Annotated in this window: 15 protein-coding genes and 1 tRNA gene; 10 read left to right on the forward strand and 6 right to left on the reverse strand. The window is 70.5% G+C overall.

Translation table 11 applies throughout. The features are described from left to right. Nucleotides 1-189: 189 nt before the first annotated feature. Nucleotides 190-1,557 (forward strand): RICIN domain-containing protein, encoded by a 1,368-nt coding sequence (locus AB5J50_RS19090; RefSeq protein WP_369259613.1) that lies wholly within the window; start codon nt 190-192, stop codon nt 1,555-1,557. Between the two features lie 48 nt (nt 1,558-1,605). Here the strand turns inward: AB5J50_RS19090 and AB5J50_RS19095 are convergent, their stop codons facing one another. After that, nucleotides 1,606-3,192, reverse strand: a complete 1,587-nt coding sequence (locus AB5J50_RS19095; RefSeq protein ID WP_369259615.1) for a beta-N-acetylhexosaminidase — start codon at nt 3,190-3,192, stop codon at nt 1,606-1,608. Between the two features lie 89 nt (nt 3,193-3,281). Between AB5J50_RS19095 and AB5J50_RS19100 the strand changes: the two genes are divergently transcribed. Continuing rightward, entirely contained in the window at nt 3,282-4,151 is an 870-nt protein-coding gene (locus tag AB5J50_RS19100; protein ID WP_369259617.1) for a DUF4429 domain-containing protein, read from the forward strand. Nucleotides 4,152-4,240: 89 nt separating this feature from the next. Here AB5J50_RS19100 and AB5J50_RS19105 read toward each other — a convergent pair whose 3' ends face one another. Next, on the reverse strand, nt 4,241-5,806 hold the full coding sequence (locus tag AB5J50_RS19105; protein ID WP_369265442.1) for a purple acid phosphatase family protein: 1,566 nt from the start codon (nt 5,804-5,806) through the stop codon (nt 4,241-4,243). Between the two features lie 164 nt (nt 5,807-5,970). On the opposite strand from AB5J50_RS19105, the gene AB5J50_RS19110 reads away from it, so the two are divergent. Both AB5J50_RS19110 and glmS read left to right on the forward strand, forming a co-directional pair. Next, nucleotides 5,971-6,228, forward strand: coding sequence for a hypothetical protein (locus AB5J50_RS19110; protein ID WP_327428922.1), 258 nt, complete (start codon nt 5,971-5,973; stop codon nt 6,226-6,228). A gap of 20 nt (nt 6,229-6,248) precedes the next feature. After that, nucleotides 6,249-8,066: a glutamine--fructose-6-phosphate transaminase (isomerizing) gene (gene glmS, locus AB5J50_RS19115; protein WP_327428923.1), complete on the forward strand. Its 1,818-nt coding sequence runs from the start codon at nt 6,249-6,251 to the stop codon at nt 8,064-8,066. A gap of 184 nt (nt 8,067-8,250) precedes the next feature. Here the strand turns inward: glmS and AB5J50_RS19120 are convergent, their stop codons facing one another. Together AB5J50_RS19120 and AB5J50_RS19125 are read right to left on the reverse strand one after the other, a co-directional pair. Next, nucleotides 8,251-8,820 (reverse strand): GPR1/FUN34/YaaH family transporter, encoded by a 570-nt coding sequence (locus AB5J50_RS19120; RefSeq protein ID WP_369259620.1) that lies wholly within the window; start codon nt 8,818-8,820, stop codon nt 8,251-8,253. A 201-nt stretch (nt 8,821-9,021) separates the two neighbouring features. After that, nucleotides 9,022-9,549, reverse strand: coding sequence for a universal stress protein (locus tag AB5J50_RS19125; RefSeq protein WP_189184879.1), 528 nt, complete (start codon nt 9,547-9,549; stop codon nt 9,022-9,024). Between the two features lie 478 nt (nt 9,550-10,027). Here AB5J50_RS19125 and AB5J50_RS19130 point away from each other — a divergent pair, with 478 nt between their 5' ends. From AB5J50_RS19130 to AB5J50_RS19150, 5 genes are all read left to right on the forward strand, one after another. After that, nucleotides 10,028-10,429, forward strand: coding sequence for a hypothetical protein (locus AB5J50_RS19130; RefSeq protein ID WP_369265443.1), 402 nt, complete (start codon nt 10,028-10,030; stop codon nt 10,427-10,429). A 374-nt stretch (nt 10,430-10,803) separates the two neighbouring features. After that, nucleotides 10,804-12,042, forward strand: a complete 1,239-nt coding sequence (locus tag AB5J50_RS19135) for a helix-turn-helix domain-containing protein (RefSeq protein WP_369259622.1) — start codon at nt 10,804-10,806, stop codon at nt 12,040-12,042. Nucleotides 12,043-12,150: 108 nt separating this feature from the next. Further along, the gene (gene orn, locus AB5J50_RS19140; RefSeq protein WP_369259624.1) at nt 12,151-12,753 is read left to right on the forward strand and encodes an oligoribonuclease; all 603 of its coding nucleotides are present in this window, start codon (nt 12,151-12,153) and stop codon (nt 12,751-12,753) included. A gap of 107 nt (nt 12,754-12,860) precedes the next feature. Then, nucleotides 12,861-12,933 (forward strand) — tRNA-His (locus AB5J50_RS19145). A 522-nt stretch (nt 12,934-13,455) separates the two neighbouring features. Continuing rightward, nucleotides 13,456-13,968: a GNAT family N-acetyltransferase gene (locus AB5J50_RS19150; RefSeq protein WP_369265444.1), complete on the forward strand. Its 513-nt coding sequence runs from the start codon at nt 13,456-13,458 to the stop codon at nt 13,966-13,968. Here the strand turns inward: AB5J50_RS19150 and AB5J50_RS19155 are convergent. Next, the gene (locus tag AB5J50_RS19155; protein WP_369259626.1) at nt 13,956-14,789 is read right to left on the reverse strand and encodes a serine/threonine protein kinase; all 834 of its coding nucleotides are present in this window, start codon (nt 14,787-14,789) and stop codon (nt 13,956-13,958) included. The two genes, AB5J50_RS19150 and AB5J50_RS19155, sit on opposite strands and share 13 nt — an antisense overlap. Nucleotides 14,790-14,820: 31 nt before the next feature. Here AB5J50_RS19155 and AB5J50_RS19160 point away from each other — a divergent pair, with 31 nt between their 5' ends. Further along, entirely contained in the window at nt 14,821-15,267 is a 447-nt protein-coding gene (locus AB5J50_RS19160) for an SMI1/KNR4 family protein (protein WP_369259628.1), read from the forward strand. Between the two features lie 108 nt (nt 15,268-15,375). Here the strand turns inward: AB5J50_RS19160 and AB5J50_RS19165 are convergent, their stop codons facing one another. Next, nucleotides 15,376-16,431: a LacI family DNA-binding transcriptional regulator gene (locus AB5J50_RS19165; RefSeq protein ID WP_369259630.1), complete on the reverse strand. Its 1,056-nt coding sequence runs from the start codon at nt 16,429-16,431 to the stop codon at nt 15,376-15,378. Nucleotides 16,432-16,968: the final 537 nt, after the last annotated feature.

The raw sequence follows: 16,968 nt of genomic DNA on the forward strand, positions 1-16,968 counted from the left end.
ACGTCACTTGAGGTCCACAGCCACCTCACAGGCAACCCCACTAGCGTCCACCCCTGCTGTGCACGCCATTGGGGGGACACCATGTCCGAGCACATGACGAAGCCGCTTTTACCGCCACGTACATCGCCAGGCGCATCGCCCCGCACATCGCCACACAGGTCGTCGCACCTGGCCCCGCACGAAGCCGCCGTGCGCGCCTACGCGGGAGCGTTCTGCGCCGGTCCGCGCGACGCCGCGGAGCTGGCCGACGAGGCGCTGGACCGGGCGGCCGGGTGGGAGGGGCCGGCACTGCGCCCCGCACTGCTGGCCGAGGTGCGGCGCGCCGCGTACGGCCGGCTGCGCACCGGGTGGGCCGGGCGGCTGAGCCCCGGCTTCCTCCAGTGGTCGCGGCGTGCCGCCGTCGCGTTCGGGGAGACGGACACCCTGGGCAGGGTGGAGCAGTCCTCCCTGCTGCTGCGCGCCTTCGAGGAGCTGCCGGATTCGGCGCGGACGGCCCTGTGGCACGTCCTGGCGGAGGAGAGGTCGACGGATCTCGCGGCGGCGCTGCTGGGCACCACGGAGGACTTCGCGGTCGCCTCGGCGCACGCCGCCCGCGACCGGCTGATCGAGACCTACCGGCGGCTGCGCGCCGAACGCACGGCGGAGGCCGCGTGTGTCCACTACGGCGGGATGATCAGCGCGGTCTCGCGCGGCACGCACGCCAACGCACCGGCGGACCTCGAACAGCACATGGCCGGCTGCCGTTTCTGCGCCCACGACTACACGGTGCTGCACACGCTCGCCGCGGGCGAGGAGAGCGACGTACGGACGCTGCTGGTCGCCCAGGTGCTGCTGTGGGGCGGCACGGCCTACCAGGACGCGTTACGGCGCCAGTACACCGTCCCCGGGCCCGACGAGCCCCCGGACGAGCCCCCGGCGCCGCACGAGCCGGTCCGGCGGCGCGGGACCCTGCTGTACACCGTGGTCGCGACGGTGGTGGTGACCGCCGCGGCCACCACGGCCGTCCTGAAGCTGGGCTCCGGATCCGAGGCCGCGGCCTCCGACCGCCCCTCCGCCGTCGCCCCGTCGGCCCCCTCCGCGACCCCGTCCCCCTCGCCCTCCGCCTCCGCCGCCACGGCGGCCATCACGCTGCGGAGCCGGGCGACAGGCCGCTGTCTCGCCGTCCCCGGCGGTTCCGCCTCCTGGGACGTGGATCCCGCGCAGGCGGTCTGCGACGGCAGCGCCTCGCAGCGGTGGCGCGTCGTGGCCACCAAGGGGAAGTCGGTGGCCCTGCAGAACGTGGCGACGAAGCTCTGCCTGGACATCGCGGGCGACCGCAGGGCGGGCGACGGGATGCAGCAGCGCCCGTGCGCCTACAGCCAGGGCGCGAACGCCCCCTACCCCGAGGATCAGGCCTTTCTCCTGAAGGCAGCCGCCTCGGGCGACTACGTCACCCTCCTGTGCCAGGACAACCCGAGGATCGCCCTCGGTGCGCGCCCTGGCGGCATCGGCATGCTGACCGCCGCAGGAGCGGGCAGCGCCGTACGTTTCGTACGGGCCGACGCGTCCACCACCTGAGCGCGGGCGCCCGGGAGTTGGGGATTCCGGGCGCCCGCTCCTGCATGCCTACGCGGCGGGCCAGGGAACCTGGGGCGACTTGTAGTAGCCGATCCCCAGCGCGTCCCAGCGGGGCCCCTGCGCCGCGAGCCGCACCTTGTACGTGTCCCAGTCGTGCGTCGACGCGGGCGACCAGCCGAGCTCGGCGACGCCGGGCAGCCGCGGGAAGGCCATGTAGTCGATGTCCGCGCCGGTGACGATGGTCTCCGTCCACAGCGGCGCCTCGACCCCGCGGATCGCCGAACTCGGGGCTCCGGGAAGGTAGGTGCCAGGGTCCCAGTCGTACGCCCGCTTCACCTCGACCAGACCCGCCCAGTCCTGCCCGAGCGGGGTGTCCGCGGTGTACTTCATGTCGAGGTAGACCCGGTCGGCGGGCGACAGCACGAGCCCCGTCCCGTTCCGCGCGGCCTTCGCGACCTGCGCCTTCTCCTCGGCACTGGTGTCGTCGAGCCCCCAGTACTGCGCGATGGCGCCCTTCGCCGGAGTGGCTCCGGTCAGCTGGTGCCAGCCGACGACGGTCTTCCCGTACTTGGCGACGATCGGCTGCACCTTGTCCATGAAAGTCACGTAGTCGGCGTGGCTGGTGGAGTGGGCCTCGTCCCCGCCGATGTGGAGATACCTGCCGGGCGTGATCGCGGCGAGCTCCCGGATCACGTCGTCCACGAAGTCGTACGTCACCGGCTTCGCCACGCACAGCGAGCTGAAGCCGACGTCCGTGCCGGTGTAGAGCGGCGGCGCGACTCCGTCGCAGTTCAGCTGTGCGTACGAGGCGAGGGCGGCGTTGGTGTGCCCCGGCATGTCGATCTCCGGGACGACCTCCAGATAGCGCGAGGCGGCGTACCGGACGATCTCCTGGTAGTCCGCCTTGGTGTAGGAGCCGCCGGTGCCGCCGCCCACCTGCGTCGAGCCGCCGTACGCGGCCAGCCTCGGCCAGGAGTCGATCGCGATGCGCCAGCCCTGGTCGTCGCTCAGGTGCAGATGCAGCTTGTTGACCTTGTAGAGGGCCAACTCGTCGATGTAGCGCTTGACCTGGCCGACGCTGAAGAAATGCCGGGAGACGTCGAGCATCGCGCCGCGGTAGCCGTAGCGCGGGCTGTCCTCGATGGTGCCGCCCGCGACGAGCCAGGGTCCCGGCTGTACGGAGTTCTTCTCGACGGCGGCGGGCAGCAGCTGGCGCAGGGTCTGGACGCCGTGGAAGAGCCCGGCGGGCTTGGCGGCGGTGATGGTGACACCGCCCCGGCCGCTGTCCAGGCGGTAGGCCTCCCCGCCCAATCCCTTCGCGCCGAGCCGGAGTTGGATGCCGCCCCCGCCGTGCGAGGTGACCGGCAGCCGGTAGCCGGTGGAGGGCCGCAGGATGTCCGCGAGGTACTCGCCGACGCGGCGGGCGCCCGGCGAGTCGTCGACACGGATGCGGGTGTCGCCGGTGATGCGGTACGCGGAGCCGCCGGGACGGACAGAGGCGGGGGCCGGGACGACCTGCCCCAGCGGGGCAGCGGTCTTCGCGGCGGCGGTGGGAGCCGCGCCGACGACGGAGATACCGGCAGCCGCCACAAGCAGCAGCGTACCGAGAAGGCGGGGCGTTCTGTGCTGTCTCACATGCGCTCCCTTCGAGGGCCCTGCACCTGGGGGTGGACCCAAATTGGTAAAGACCACTCTCCCGCAGGGCCGGTGAAACAATCCCCCTCATGGCGGAAATCATCCAGAGAGACGGCACGTGGGTCTTCGACGGCGACGCCCTGCGGATGACCCCTGGCCGGAACAAGAACGTCAGCCCGCTCCGCACGATGCTGGGTGAACTGACTGTTCCGCTCGGCGCGTTGGCGAGCATCTCCTTCGAGCAGGGCAGGAAGACCGGGCGCCTCAGGCTCCGGCTGCGCGACGGCGCCGACCCGCTGCTCCAGGCGACCGCCGGCAAGCTCGCGGAGCCGAACGACCCGTACCAGCTCACCGTCGAGTCCGACCGCTACGGCGTCGCCGAGTACCTGGTGGACGAGATCCGCAACGCGCTGCTCCTCGACCAGGTGCCCTCCGGCCCGGTCGACAGCTACCTGCTCCCCGGCCCCTCCGTACCGCTGTCCGCCTCCGCCGGGGACGGCACGGCGAGCTTCGACGGCGAACACGTACGCCTGGAATGGAACTGGAAGACGGAGGACGCCAAGTCCGCCGCCGGCACCCGCACCCTGGCCCTCACCGACATCACCGCCGTCGAGTGGCACCCCGCGATCGGCCTGGAGAACGGCTCCCTGCGCTTCACGGTACGCGGCGCGGAAACCAAGGCCCCACCGAAGTACGACCCCAACTCCGTCGAGCTGTGGGGCTTCAGGAAGGACCCCTTGATGGCACTCGTCGCGGCGGCCGTACAGGCACGGCTCCCCCACCCCACGGCATCCCCGGCAGAGCTGCCACCGAAGGAGCAGCCCGCCGCCATCCCCCCGGAGGCCGACCACGACGCCCTCCTGCGCCGCCTCCGCGAACTCGGCGACCTGCACAAGGAGGGCGTCCTGACGGCCGAGGAGTTCACCTTGGCCAAGCAGGCGGTCCTCAAACGAATGTAAGAGAACCGGGTCTTTTGCTTTTAGGGGCGCGGGGCTGTGACATTTGCGGCTCCGCCGCGTGGGCGCGAGCAACCCCCACGCACCCGCACCTAACGAACCCGTCGAGCCACGGTAAACCGGTCAACCTCGGCCCCGGTCTCAGCAATCCCCCGCACAGTCAACGTGGCCATCCGCCCCTTCACCGCAGGCGCAACATCCACCCGCAGGAACGAGTAGTTGAGATACCGCACCCGAGACCACGCCACCGTCTCGTTCTGCTTCCCGTCCTTCTGGTTGATGAAGGAGGCCACGGACTCGACCTCGTTCTCGTTCCCCTCGTACGACTGCGGCGCGGTGAACGCGTACAGGCTGCGCCCGGCCGCCCCCGCCGTCACATAGACAACACCCTCGGTCTCCGGGTACGCCGTACCCCCGATCGGCAGCTTCTTGACGACCGCGTCGCCCTTGATGACGTCGGTCCGCTCGTACTGGTGGTTGTGACCGTTGATGACCAGGTCCACCGTGTACTTCTCGAACAGCGGCACCCACTCCTGTCGCACGCCCCCCTCCGAGGCGTGCGCCGTGGAGGTGCAGTACGCGCAGTGGTGGAAGAAGATCACGATGAAGTCGACGTCCTTGGACGCCCGGAACTTCTTGAGCTGCCCCTCCAGCCAGGTGGTCTGGGTGCCGCCGGAGATGCCCAGGTTCGCCGGGATCTCGAAGGAGATGTCGTTGGCGTCCAGCGAGATGACCGCCGTGTTGCCGTAGACGAAGGAGTACACGCCGGGCAGGTTCGCCTTGTCGGGCCCGTTGTCCGGCAGGGTCCAGCGGGCTTCCTCGCCGCCGTAGCCGTTGGGCGAGTACCAGGCCTCCATGTCGTGGTTGCCGTACGCCGGCATCCACGGGACGGACTTGGCGACCGACTCGGTCTGGGCGAGGAACTGGTCCCAGATGCGCGAGTCGAAGCCGGTGTCCGCGACCTTGCCCGCGCCGGACGGGTCCGCGTACGCGATGTCGCCGGCGTGCAGGTGGAAGGCCGGGTTCTGGCCGAGCAGCAGGGCGTCGTTGGCGAGGCCGTGGTAGCCGACACCCTCGTCGCCGAAGGCCGTGAAGGTGAACGGCTCGGCGCTCGCGGGCGCGGTGGTGAAGGTGCCCAGGGTGCCGAGGAGGTGGGGCGCGGCCGGGTCGAAGCCCGCGTGGCCGACGCCGTAGTAGTACGTCTTGCCGGGGCGCAGGTGGGTGAGCTTGGCGTGCAGGTAGTACTGCGTGTGGTCGGCGCTGACGCCTACACCGGCCGGGGTGTACAGCGCCCGGACCTCGGCCTCGATCTTGCGGGAGAGGTCCCAGGGGTCGGCGCCGATGCGTATGTACGGCTTCTTCACGGCGGTCGGGACCTGCCAGGAGACCGTGACCTCGGTGCGCGGGTCGTTGCCGAAGGCCAGGTGGCGGCCGAAGGGGGCGACGAGCGCGCCGTCGACCGTCTCGGCCGAGGAGGCGGTGGCCTGCGTCGGGACCGCGGCCTGTGCGACGGCGCCCGGCACGAAGGCGCCGCCCGCGACGGCGCCGAGGGTCACGGCCCCGCCTCTGATCATGTTGCGCCGGGAGAACTTGGCGCGGAGAAATTCGTGCTGCTCGGCCATGCTCATGCGCTCGGCGAGCTTCTCCGGTACGCCCATGCGTGGAGTGTCCATGGTCACAGAAGTTGCTCCCGGCAATCGACGCGGCACAAGACACAGGATGGACAGCTTGCAAACAGCCCCCCATAAGAGCTTCAACAGCCGCTTGCCCGATATCGGGCAGGATTCTTGCGAATCACTCGCCCGTACCCCAGGATCAACGGGTGCACGACGAACTTGTTGATCATCTGACGCGGTCCACGCCCCTGAACCGGGGCGAGGCACTGCGGGTGATTCAGGACGTGCTCGCCTACTTCGACGAGACGACCGAGGAGTACGTCCGTCGCCGCCATCGCGAGCTCCAGGCCCAGGGCATGGTGAACGCGACGATCTTCGATCGGATCGAGGCGGACCTGAAGTACCGCGCGGTCGCGCCGCCGGAGCTCACGCTCAGGCAGCTGCGCCGCATCGTTTATGGCTGAGGAACTGGGACTTTACCTATATGTGCGGAATCGTCGGATACATCGGCAAGCGTGATGTGGCTCCCCTGCTGCTCGAAGGCCTCCAGCGCCTGGAGTACCGCGGCTACGACTCGGCGGGCATCGTCGTCACGACCCCCAAGTCGGCCGGCCTGAAGATGGTCAAGGCCAAGGGCCGGGTCCGTGACCTGGAGGCCAAGGTCCCCGCGCGCTTCAAGGGCACCACCGGCATCGCCCACACCCGCTGGGCCACCCACGGCGCCCCCTCCGACGTGAACGCCCACCCGCACATGTCGGCCGACAACAAGGTCGCGATCGTCCACAACGGGATCATCGACAACGCCTCCGACCTGCGCAAGAAGCTTGAAGCCGACGGCGTCGAGTTCCTCTCCGAGACCGACACCGAGGTCCTCACCCACCTCATCGCCCGCTCCCAGGCCGAGACCCTGGAGGAGAAGGTCCGCCAGGCGCTGCGCGTGATCGAGGGCACGTACGGCATCGCCGTGATGCACGCCGACTTCCCCGACCGCATCGTGGTGGCCCGAAACGGCTCCCCGGTCGTCCTCGGCATCGGCGAGAAGGAGATGTTCGTCGCCTCGGACATCGCCGCCCTGGTCACCCACACCCGCCAGATAGTGACCCTGGACGACGGCGAGATGGCCACCCTCAAGGCCGACGACTTCCGCACGTACACCACCGAGGGCACCCGCACGACGGCCGAGCCGACCACCGTGGAGTGGGAGGCGGCGTCGTACGACATGGGCGGCCACGACACGTACATGCACAAGGAGATCCACGAGCAGGCCGACGCCGTGGACCGCGTGCTGCGCGGCCGCATCGACGACCGGTTCTCGACGGTCCACCTCGGCGGCCTGAACCTGGACGCCCGCGAGGCGCGCCAGATCCGCCGCGTGAAGATCCTCGGCTGCGGCACCTCGTACCACGCGGGCATGATCGGCGCCCAGATGATCGAGGAGCTGGCCCGCATCCCCGCGGACGCCGAGCCGGCCTCCGAGTTCCGCTACCGCAACGCGGTCGTCGACCCCGACACCCTGTACGTGGCCGTGTCCCAGTCCGGTGAGACGTACGACGTACTGGCCGCCGTCCAGGAGCTGAAGCGCAAGGGCGCGCGGGTGCTGGGCGTGGTCAATGTCGTCGGCTCGGCGATCGCACGCGAGGCGGACGGCGGCATGTACGTCCACGCGGGCCCCGAGGTCTGCGTCGTCTCGACGAAGTGCTTCACCAACACCACCGTCGCCTTCGCGCTGCTCGCGCTGCACCTCGGCCGTACCCGTGACCTGTCGGTCCGCGACGGCAAGCGGATCATCGAGGGCCTGCGCAAGCTGCCCGCGCAGATCTCCGAGATCCTGGAGCAGGAGGACGAGATCAAGAAGCTGGCCGCCGAGTACGCCGAGGCCCGCTCGATGCTCTTCATCGGCCGCGTACGGGGCTACCCGGTGGCCCGTGAGGCCTCCCTGAAGCTCAAGGAGGTCTCGTACATCCACGCCGAGGCCTACCCCGCCTCCGAGCTCAAGCACGGCCCGCTGGCCCTCATCGAGCCCGCCCTCCCCACGGTCGCGATCGTCCCCGACGACGACCTCCTGGAGAAGAACCGCGCCGCCCTGGAGGAGATCAAGGCCCGCAGCGGCAAGATCCTCGCGGTCGCCCACCAGCACCAGGAGAAGGCCGACCAGACGATCGTCGTCCCGAAGAACGAGGACGAACTGGACCCCATCCTCATGGGCATCCCCCTCCAACTCCTCGCCTACCACACGGCATTGGCCCTGGGCCGCGACATCGACAAGCCGCGCAACCTCGCGAAGTCGGTAACGGTGGAGTAGTGAAGCGCCCCTGAAAGGGGCAGCGCCCCGTAAGGAGCGCCCCTTTAGGGGCGCGGGGAACTGCGCGAGCAACCACAACGCGCCCGCACAGGCCGGACAAGCGGACGGACCCCCACGTGTTGCCACCAAACACGGGGGGTCCGTTCTCATCGCCGGGGGCCGCCCAAACCCCCAGCCGGCGCCGCTAACCGGTGGCCGTCACCCCCCGGCCTGCGGCGCGTCCCGGAAGCGTGGTGGGCCAGTGAGCCATGGCCGCAGTAGCCCCGTACCAAGCCAGCAGCCCACCGACCGCCGCGAACCAGCCCGCGACCTTCGCAAGCCCGCTGGAGTCACCGAACTGCCCGATGGCAAGCAGCAGCATGGCCACGAAGAGCAGCCCATACGTGCCCCGTACGACCGCCGAACTGCCGGAGGCCCCCGCTGCCAGGCTCAGCGCGACCAGCGCGAACAGGAGCAGGAAGAGACCGGCCGCGTTGGCGGAGGCCTGCGCGTCGGACGTGACGCCCCAGGTGAACCAGAGCGCGCCGAGTGCGGAGAAGGCCGTACCGGTGAAGGCGTCACGGTCACGGAAGGCGAACAGACCGGCGACGAAGAGCGCGATGCCACCGACATAGGTGGCGAGGGAGACGGAGTCGGCTGCCGTGACGCCGTCGATCACTTGGGTGTGACCGAGGCCGAAGGCCAGCAGGGTGAGTCCGAGCGCGAGTTGGCCGAGGGTCGATGTGGTGCTTCCCGCAGAGACGTCGTTGTCCACGGCGGGCTCCCTTCATGCATGTGCAGTTGTGCTGCGTGGTACCGGCCGTGCGGTTGGTCCGGCGACCGGTATGTACCCTTCACAAGGGCACAAACCACCTCTACGCGCCAGTAGATTTAGGCCGCATCACGCTTGCGTCAGGGGGAGTTGACGACCCGCCAGGAATTTCGTCCGGCTCATCTCACCTGGGACAACGGCGAGTTACGGAATGACGATGACGGGGCGCTTCGCGCGCTTGGCGAGTCTTCCGGCCACCGAGCCGAAGATGCGCCCGACGATGCCGTGCGTGGAGCCGACGACGATCGCGTCCGCCTCGTACTCCCGCCCCACCTCTTCGAGTTCGTGGCAGATGTCACCGCCGCGCTCGACGAGGATCCAGGGCACCTCGGCCAGATATTCGGCGCAGGCGAGTTCGAGTCCGAGCACCTCGGTGCGGTGGTCCGGCACGTCGACGAAGACCGGTGGCTCACAGCCCGCCCACACCGTGGTGGGCAGCCGGTTGGCGACATGCACGATGATCAGGCCCGAGCCGGAGCGATGGGCCATGCCGATCGCGTAGGCGAGGGCGCGCTCGCTGGACGTCGAACCGTCGAAACCGACGACGACGCCGTGCTTGAAGGCGGGATCGCAGGACTGGCGGGGTTCTTCCGCCGCCAGGGGCTCGGCCGCCGTGGGATCGGCGAGCGGGCGCTTGCGGTCCGCGGGATCGAAGAATTCGTGACCGGCCATGGGTGTCTCGGCGTTTGGATCCTCGTGGTGGGGACGACAACGATCGGCAGAGCTGTGTCTGGGAAACATCTTCCCAACCCCATACCCCCAAGGGTACGGCGGCACGCCTCCTCTGCCCAGATCCCGCGCGCGCTGTGCGGCGTTCCCCGGAGCATGCATGAGAGGCGCCCGTAACGCAATGGTTGCTGCCCCGTACAGGCGGTTTGCACAGGGTTCACCTAGGGAGGGGCCCTTTCATCGTCGCACGACTCGGCACGCCGGCGTCCTGCCTCGGCGCACACCGAAGCCCTTCGGCGTCGCATCACCGTCGGCCGGGCAGTGACCGGCCGGTCGAACACGCGTTGAACCGGTAAGCCACCGCCATGGGGAGCACGCGCGTACTCGCCATGGGGAGCACTGGAGTACTAGGGAGCAGACCGTGCCCGGACCCGAGACCGCGTCCCACCCCTCCCCCGCGGCACACCCCGCGTCGCCGCCCGTGCCGGACACCGCGAGCGATGTGGTGCGCTGGGCGGCCTTCAGCTGTGTCCTGGTCCCGGTGGTCCTCGTCTGGTACGGCACCTCGCTGGCCGGCGCGGCCGGTACGGCCCTGGGCCTGGCGGCGGTGACCGGGGCCTGCCGGGTGCTGCTGAGGCAGTCGGAACGCGGCGCGGCGCGACTGCGCGCCGAGGAGCGGGCCCCGCACCGCGGCCGGCACGGCAGGAGCGGCCCGCACGGCGTGGGCGGTCCCTGCGATGTGGCCGGAGTGGGCGGTCCGCCCGGCCCTCGCGATGGGTCCGGAGTGGGCGGTGTGCGCGGTGTGGTCGCCGCGCACGGCAGAAATGGTGCGGGCGCGCACAGAGGTGGTCGGCACGGCGCGGGAAACAAGCCGGTCGACTGACCGGTTTCCGCGCACGCGCCCGCTACTTTTCAGCCAACTTCTGCGCACCGCGCATCCCTTGGTCGAACGACCCCCCAACCCCCGTTCGACCTGCACTGAAAGGGCCACCAGGGGCGCGCGCACCCTACGTGGATTGGCCACTGCCACGAGGCGCACTTCCCTGTACGGCCCACGAGTGCAACGCTTCGTGATCGAATGCTTCACGCCAAGTTGCCATGTCGACATTCTGCGGAGTAGCGAACTGGTCACCTTGGCGCCACGGGACACAGTAGATTCGATCTTGTCTTACGGCGGGGGACTCGTGCAGGACCGAGGGGAAACGTGCAGGAGCGACACAACCGAGGAGCCGCGACCACCGAGGGGGGCTTAGCAGTATGAGCCACGACTCCACTGCCGCGCCGGAAGCCGCGGCCCGGAAACTTTCCGGGCGACGCCGCAAGGAGATCGTCGCGGTGCTGCTGTTCAGCGGCGGCCCCATCTTCGAGAGTTCCATACCGCTGTCGGTGTTCGGGATTGACCGCCAGGACGCCGGCGTGCCGCGCTACCGCCTACTGGTGTGCGCCGGCGAGGAAGGCCCACTGCGGACCACAGGGGGCCTGGAACTCACCGCGCCACATGGCCTGGAAGCGATCTCGCGGGCAGGCACGGTGGTCGTGCCCGCCTGGCGGTCGATCACCTCGCCACCACCGGAGGACGCGCTCGACGCACTGCGCCGCGCGCACGAGGAGGGTGCCCGCATAGTCGGGCTGTGCACCGGCGCCTTCGTCCTCGCGGCGGCGGGTTTACTGGACGGCCGTCCGGCGACGACCCACTGGATGTACGCACCGACGCTGGCCAAGCGCTATCCGTCGGTGCATGTGGACCCACGAGAACTCTTCGTGGACGACGGAGACGTCCTGACGTCAGCGGGTACGGCGGCCGGAATCGACCTCTGCCTGCACATCGTGCGGTCGGACCACGGCAACGAAGCGGCCGGAGCCCTGGCCCGCCGTCTGGTGGTCCCCCCACGCCGCAGCGGCGGTCAGGAGCGCTACCTCGACCGGTCTCTGCCGGAGGAGATCGGCGCCGACCCCCTCGCGGAGGTCGTCGCCTGGGCGCTGGAGCACCTCCACGAGCAGTTCGACGTCGAGACGCTGGCGGCACGTGCGTACATGAGCCGCCGCACCTTCGACCGCCGGTTCCGCTCGCTCACGGGGAGCGCTCCCCTGCAGTGGCTGATCACTCAGCGCGTACTGCAGGCACAGCGCCTCCTGGAGACCTCCGACTACTCGGTCGACGAGGTCGCGGGCCGCTGCGGCTTCCGCTCGCCGGTCGCGCTGCGGGGTCACTTCCGGCGCCAGCTGGGATCGTCCCCGGCCGCGTACCGGGCGGCGTACCGCGCCCGCAGGCCGCAGTCCGACCGCTCGTCGGACACGGACAGCCCGGCGGCTCCGGCCGGACCGCCACCGTCCGTGCACCAGGAGAGCCCGGTCCCGATGCAGACCCGCCGCACAGCGGCGGCGAGCGCCCTGGGCCCCGCTGCGTCGTCTGCGTCTCTGTCCACGGACTCGGGCAAGCCCGAGCTGTACGCGGCGGGCCGCCCGAGCCTGCCGGGGCAGCGGAGTGCGCCGTAGCAGTACCTGCCGGAAGGGGGCCCGCGCCTTGGGGTGCGGGCCCCCTTCCCGTGCGCCCGCGCGCACGGGCGGGTCCAGTCGGCCGGAGCGGGCCGTAGGGTGAGACACATGAACGATCGCATGGTGTGGATCGACTGCGAGATGACCGGGCTCTCGCTGTCGGATGACGCGCTCATCGAGGTGGCCGCACTGGTCACCGACTCGGAGCTGAACGTGCTCGGCGAAGGCGTGGACATCGTGATCCGCCCTCCGGACGCGGCGCTGGAGACGATGCCGGACGTGGTGCGCCAGATGCACACGGCCTCCGGCCTCCTCGAAGAGCTGGCCGCGGGCACGACCCTCGCGGACGCCGAGGCGCAGGTCCTCTCCTACGTACGTGAGCACGTCAAGGAGCCGGGCAAGGCCCCGCTGTGCGGGAACTCCGTGGGCACGGACCGCGGCTTCCTCCTCCGCGACATGCCGACCCTTGAGGACTACCTCCACTACCGCATCGTGGACGTCTCCTCCATCAAGGAGCTGGCCCGCCGCTGGTACCCCCGGGCGTACTTCAACAGCCCGGACAAGAACGGCAACCACCGCGCCCTCGCCGACATCCGCGATTCCATCGTCGAGCTCCGCTACTACCGCGAGGCGATCTTCGTCCCCCAGCCCGGCCCTGACTCGGAGACCGCCCGCACCATCGCGGCGAAGCACGTCCTGCCCGCCGAGTAGGCCTTTGACGGGGCCCTTCTGGGGCCCCCGAAAAAGCCGTGCGCGAGCACCCCTTCGGACCCTGTACACTTTTTCTCGGCCGGTCAGGGAAACCAAGACCGGACATGGTGGGTGTAGCTCAGCTGGTAGAGCACCTGGTTGTGGTCCAGGATGCCGCGGGTTCAAGTCCCGTCACTCACCCTGATCAATCAGCCGGTGACCTGTTCGAACAGGTCACCGGCTGATTGCGTTCCCGAACGTTCCACGCATCGCCGGAGCCCGTACCCTTCCCGCGTGCGCCATCTCGCAGAACCCTTCGCCCTCGGAGCCCTGCGCCGGGGCCGCCCGATCGAACAGTTCCTCGGTCCGGCCGGTTCGCCCGAGCGGCCCGGTGTCCGATATGTGGAGATCAGGCCGGTGAAGACGGGGTACGAGATCTACCTCCACTCCGTGGAAGACGTCGGGCACGAGTCGTTCATGGATCTCGTGGAGTTCCCGCCTCTCGATCCCGACGACGAGCGTGCCGACTTCGGCTTCCTGATCGCCACGGCCGACGACCCGCTGACCGCCCTGGACCTCGCCGAGAGCCGTACGGGAGCGGTGCGCGGGCGGTGGGTCAACGAGGCCGTGTCGCAGGACGAGTACCGGGACTTCGTCCTGGCCGGCCGACCGGCGACGGCGTCGCCCGACGGGCACCCCTGGCCCACGCCGCCCACGCCGCGCGTGTCCGCCGACATCATCCGCACCGCCCGCCTGGATCTCCTCCCCCTCCGCGTCGAGCACGCCGAGGAGATGGCCGAGGTGCTGTCCGACCCGGCGCTGCACACCTTCATCGGTGGTGCCCCTGAGGGTCCCGAGGACCTGCGTGCGCGGTACGAGCGGCTCGTCACGGGCTCCCCCGACCCCGCGGTCTCCTGGTGCAACTGGGTGCTCGGACTGCGGGAGGAGGCGTGTCCGGTGGGGACGGTGCAGGCGACTGTTGTCGGGCAACGGGCGGAGATCGCCTGGGTGTTGGGTGCGCGGTGGCAGGGGCGGGGGCTGGCCAAGGAGGCTGCCCGGGGCTTGGTGGAGTGGCTGGCGGAGCGGTCCGTGCGGACCGTCGTCGCCCACATCCACCCCGGCCACCACGCCTCCGCGGCCGTCGCCGCGGCGGCGGGGCTGTCCCCGACCGGCACCGTCCATGGCGGCGAGGCCCGGTGGGAGCTGACTGTGCGGCCGTCGCCTCACGTCTCCTGAGGCTCGTTGGCCGCGCGCCAGGCGGTGGCGAGACGGTGGACGTCGGCGAAGCGGTCGTCGGGGTCCGGGAAGGTGGCGCGTTCGACGACCGCGAGCTGCTGCGGGGTGCCGCGCCAGGCGCGCTCCTCGTCGCCCGCGTCCAGGAGCAACCGGGCGGTGCGGCCGAGGGTGAAGACGGTCGTACGGGTGTCGATGACCGCCCCGCGCACGAACTCCTCGGGGGCCATGAACCGCCGGGAGCCCGGCAGCCGTTCGTCCTCCACCTCGAAGGGACCCGGCCGGTACTCGTCGAGGTCGATGAGATGGGCCGTGTCGGCGGCGAAGTCGTAGAGCAGCGCGCCGTCGTAGAAGTCGACGGCGACATGGCCGGCAGCCTCCACCGCGAGGTGTGCGTCCAGGACCCGGTCGAAGGCGCGCAATACGCGAGCGGCGGGCAGGGCGCGGAAGCGGGCCATCGGGCTGCCCGGGCTCGTACGGTCGCGGGGACCGCCCACGGTGGCGTGGTACAGCACCTCGCCCTCCCGCCAGGGCATCACGACCGCCCAGCCGCCACCTCCGCGCACGGCGATCCGGTGGACCTGGGGGACGATCGCCGAGTGCCGTACGGCCCGGTGAAATGCCCATCCTCGATCGAGTGAACGCCGTGCACGGTCGTTGACCGACTCCTTGACGAACCACCGCGCACCGTCGAGCAGCCGCACCCCGTACGACACACACCCCGAGTCCTGCTCCCTGAACACCTTGAACACCTCGCCCACACGGCCCAAGTACGGTTCCACGGCGGGCACTTCATCAACTCCGAGCAAGGGATGCAGGACCATGCTCGCCACCTTGCCGTAATACCCTGCCCCCATGTGGAGAGAAGCCGCAGGTCAGGCATCGCCCGAGGCCGGGTTCCGCACCCCCGTCGAGGAGAGCGCCCTCGCCGCCGCCGAGACACGGCTCGGCTGCCGGCTGCCGGACGAGCTGGCCGAGCTGCTGCGGGAGACGGACGGCATCGAAGGTCCCGACGGGGTCGACACCGTCTGGGACCTGGAGCAGATCGTCGAGCAGAACCTTCTCTTCCGGTCGGACCCGTCGTTCGCCGGGCTCTACATGCCCTTCGAGCCCCTGCTCTTCTTCGGCGACAACGGCGGCGGTGACCAGTTCGCGTTCGTGCGGACACCCCCGCGCGCCGACATCTTCGTGTGGGATCACGAGGACGACAGCCGGCGCTGGGCCGCACGGGACCTGCGGGACTACCTCGGGCGGGCGCTCGGGGGCGACGGGGACGGCCGGGGCGGCGACTGGTACCGGTAGTCGGGCACGGGACGTCGTACGCCGGGGCGCACGAGACGTCGTATGACCGGCGCGTACGGCGTCGTACGACCGGCGCATACGGCGTCGTACTGCCGGACACCGCACGCCCTACGACGACGCCCGCACCACCAGCTCCGCCGGCAGCACCAGCTGCCGCTTCTCCAGTCCCCGCGACACCGCCGGCCGGCGGTCCGCGATCTCGCCGAGGAGGAGGTCGATCATCGCGCGGCCCATTTCCTCGATCGGCTGGCGGACGCTGGTCAGGGGCGGGTCCATGTGGCGGGCGATGGCGGAGTCGTCGTAGCCGATCAGCGCCACGTCGTCGGGTATGCGGCGGCCCTCCTCGCGCAGGACCTGGCGGGCGCCGGCCGCCATGACGTCGGAGCCGGCGAAGACCGCGTCGAGGTCGGGGCAGTGCTCCAGGAGCTGGGTCATCGCACGGCGGCCGCCCTCCTCCGTGAAGTCGCCGGGGACGATCAGCCGCTCGTCCACCTCGCGGCCCGCGTCGAGCAGCGCCTCGCGGTAGCCGTCGACGCGGCGCTGGGCGCCGTAGACGTCGAGACGTCCCGCGATGTGGGCGATCGTGCGGCGCCCCCGGGCCATCAGGTGCTCGATCGCCGCGCGGCCCCCGCCGTAGTTGTCGGAGTCCACGGACGGCAGCGTCTCGTCGGCCGAGCGGCGGCCGCTGATGACGGCCGGGATCTCCAGCTGGGCGAGCAGGTCGGGGAGGGGGTCGTCCGCGTGGACCGAGACCAGGAGGACGCCGTCCACCCGGTGGGCCGCCAGATACTGGGCCAGCCGCTGCCGCTCCCGGTCGCTGCCCGCAAAGATCAGCAGGAGCTGCATCTCGGTTTCGGAGAGTTCGGCGCCTACGCCCTTGAGCATGTCGGAGAAGTACGGCTCGGCGAAGAAGCGGGTCTCCGGCTCGGGGACGACCAGGGCGATCGCGTCCGTACGGTTCGCGGCGAGGGCGCGGGCAGCCGTGTTGGGGACGTACCCGAGTTCCGCGACCGCCGCCTCGACGGCTGCACGGGTCGCGTCGCTGACCCGTGGGGAGCCGTTGATCACCCGGGAGACCGTGCCGCGGCCCACTCCGGCGCGTGCCGCGACCTCTTCCAAGGTCGGCCGGCCGCCACCCCGGCCCCGCGCTCCGTGGCTTGCCATGGTCCGCCTCCCGTCGACACCGCGCGCTGCGCGACTGGCCTGGAATCTAACAGTCCCGTTCATGGACAGAAGCCCGGCGATCGCGCCGACCTCGCCCTGCCACCACCCGAGTCACCATCCGGCAACCACCCAGGCCACTACCTGACCACGCCCGAGCCTCCGCCCGGCAACCACCCGAACCACCGCCCAGGCCATCACCGGGCCACGCCCGAACCGCCACCCTGCAACCGCCCGGGCCACCATCCGAGGCCACGACCCGGAGTCGGCAAGTCACACTGACCCGAGCCACTCCCTCCGCCCCACTGCCCCCCTCCGACCCGTCCCCCGCGGTTAGTTAACGGGCCGATAACTGAACGCATCTCTCCGCGCTCCCACCCTTGACACCCCCGCCCGGACCGACGACTCTTCAACACATCACCTGTGGGAGCGCTCCCACAGTACCTGACACATACACATCCCGCACGTTCCCCGCCCGAGCCGCAGCGAGAACCAACGGGCCCAACAGAGCAGTTGGCCGGGGGGTCGGCACGTCAGGCA

The organism is Streptomyces sp. R35, assembly GCF_041053035.1.
GTDB classification, from domain to species: domain Bacteria; phylum Actinomycetota; class Actinomycetes; order Streptomycetales; family Streptomycetaceae; genus Streptomyces; species Streptomyces lutosisoli.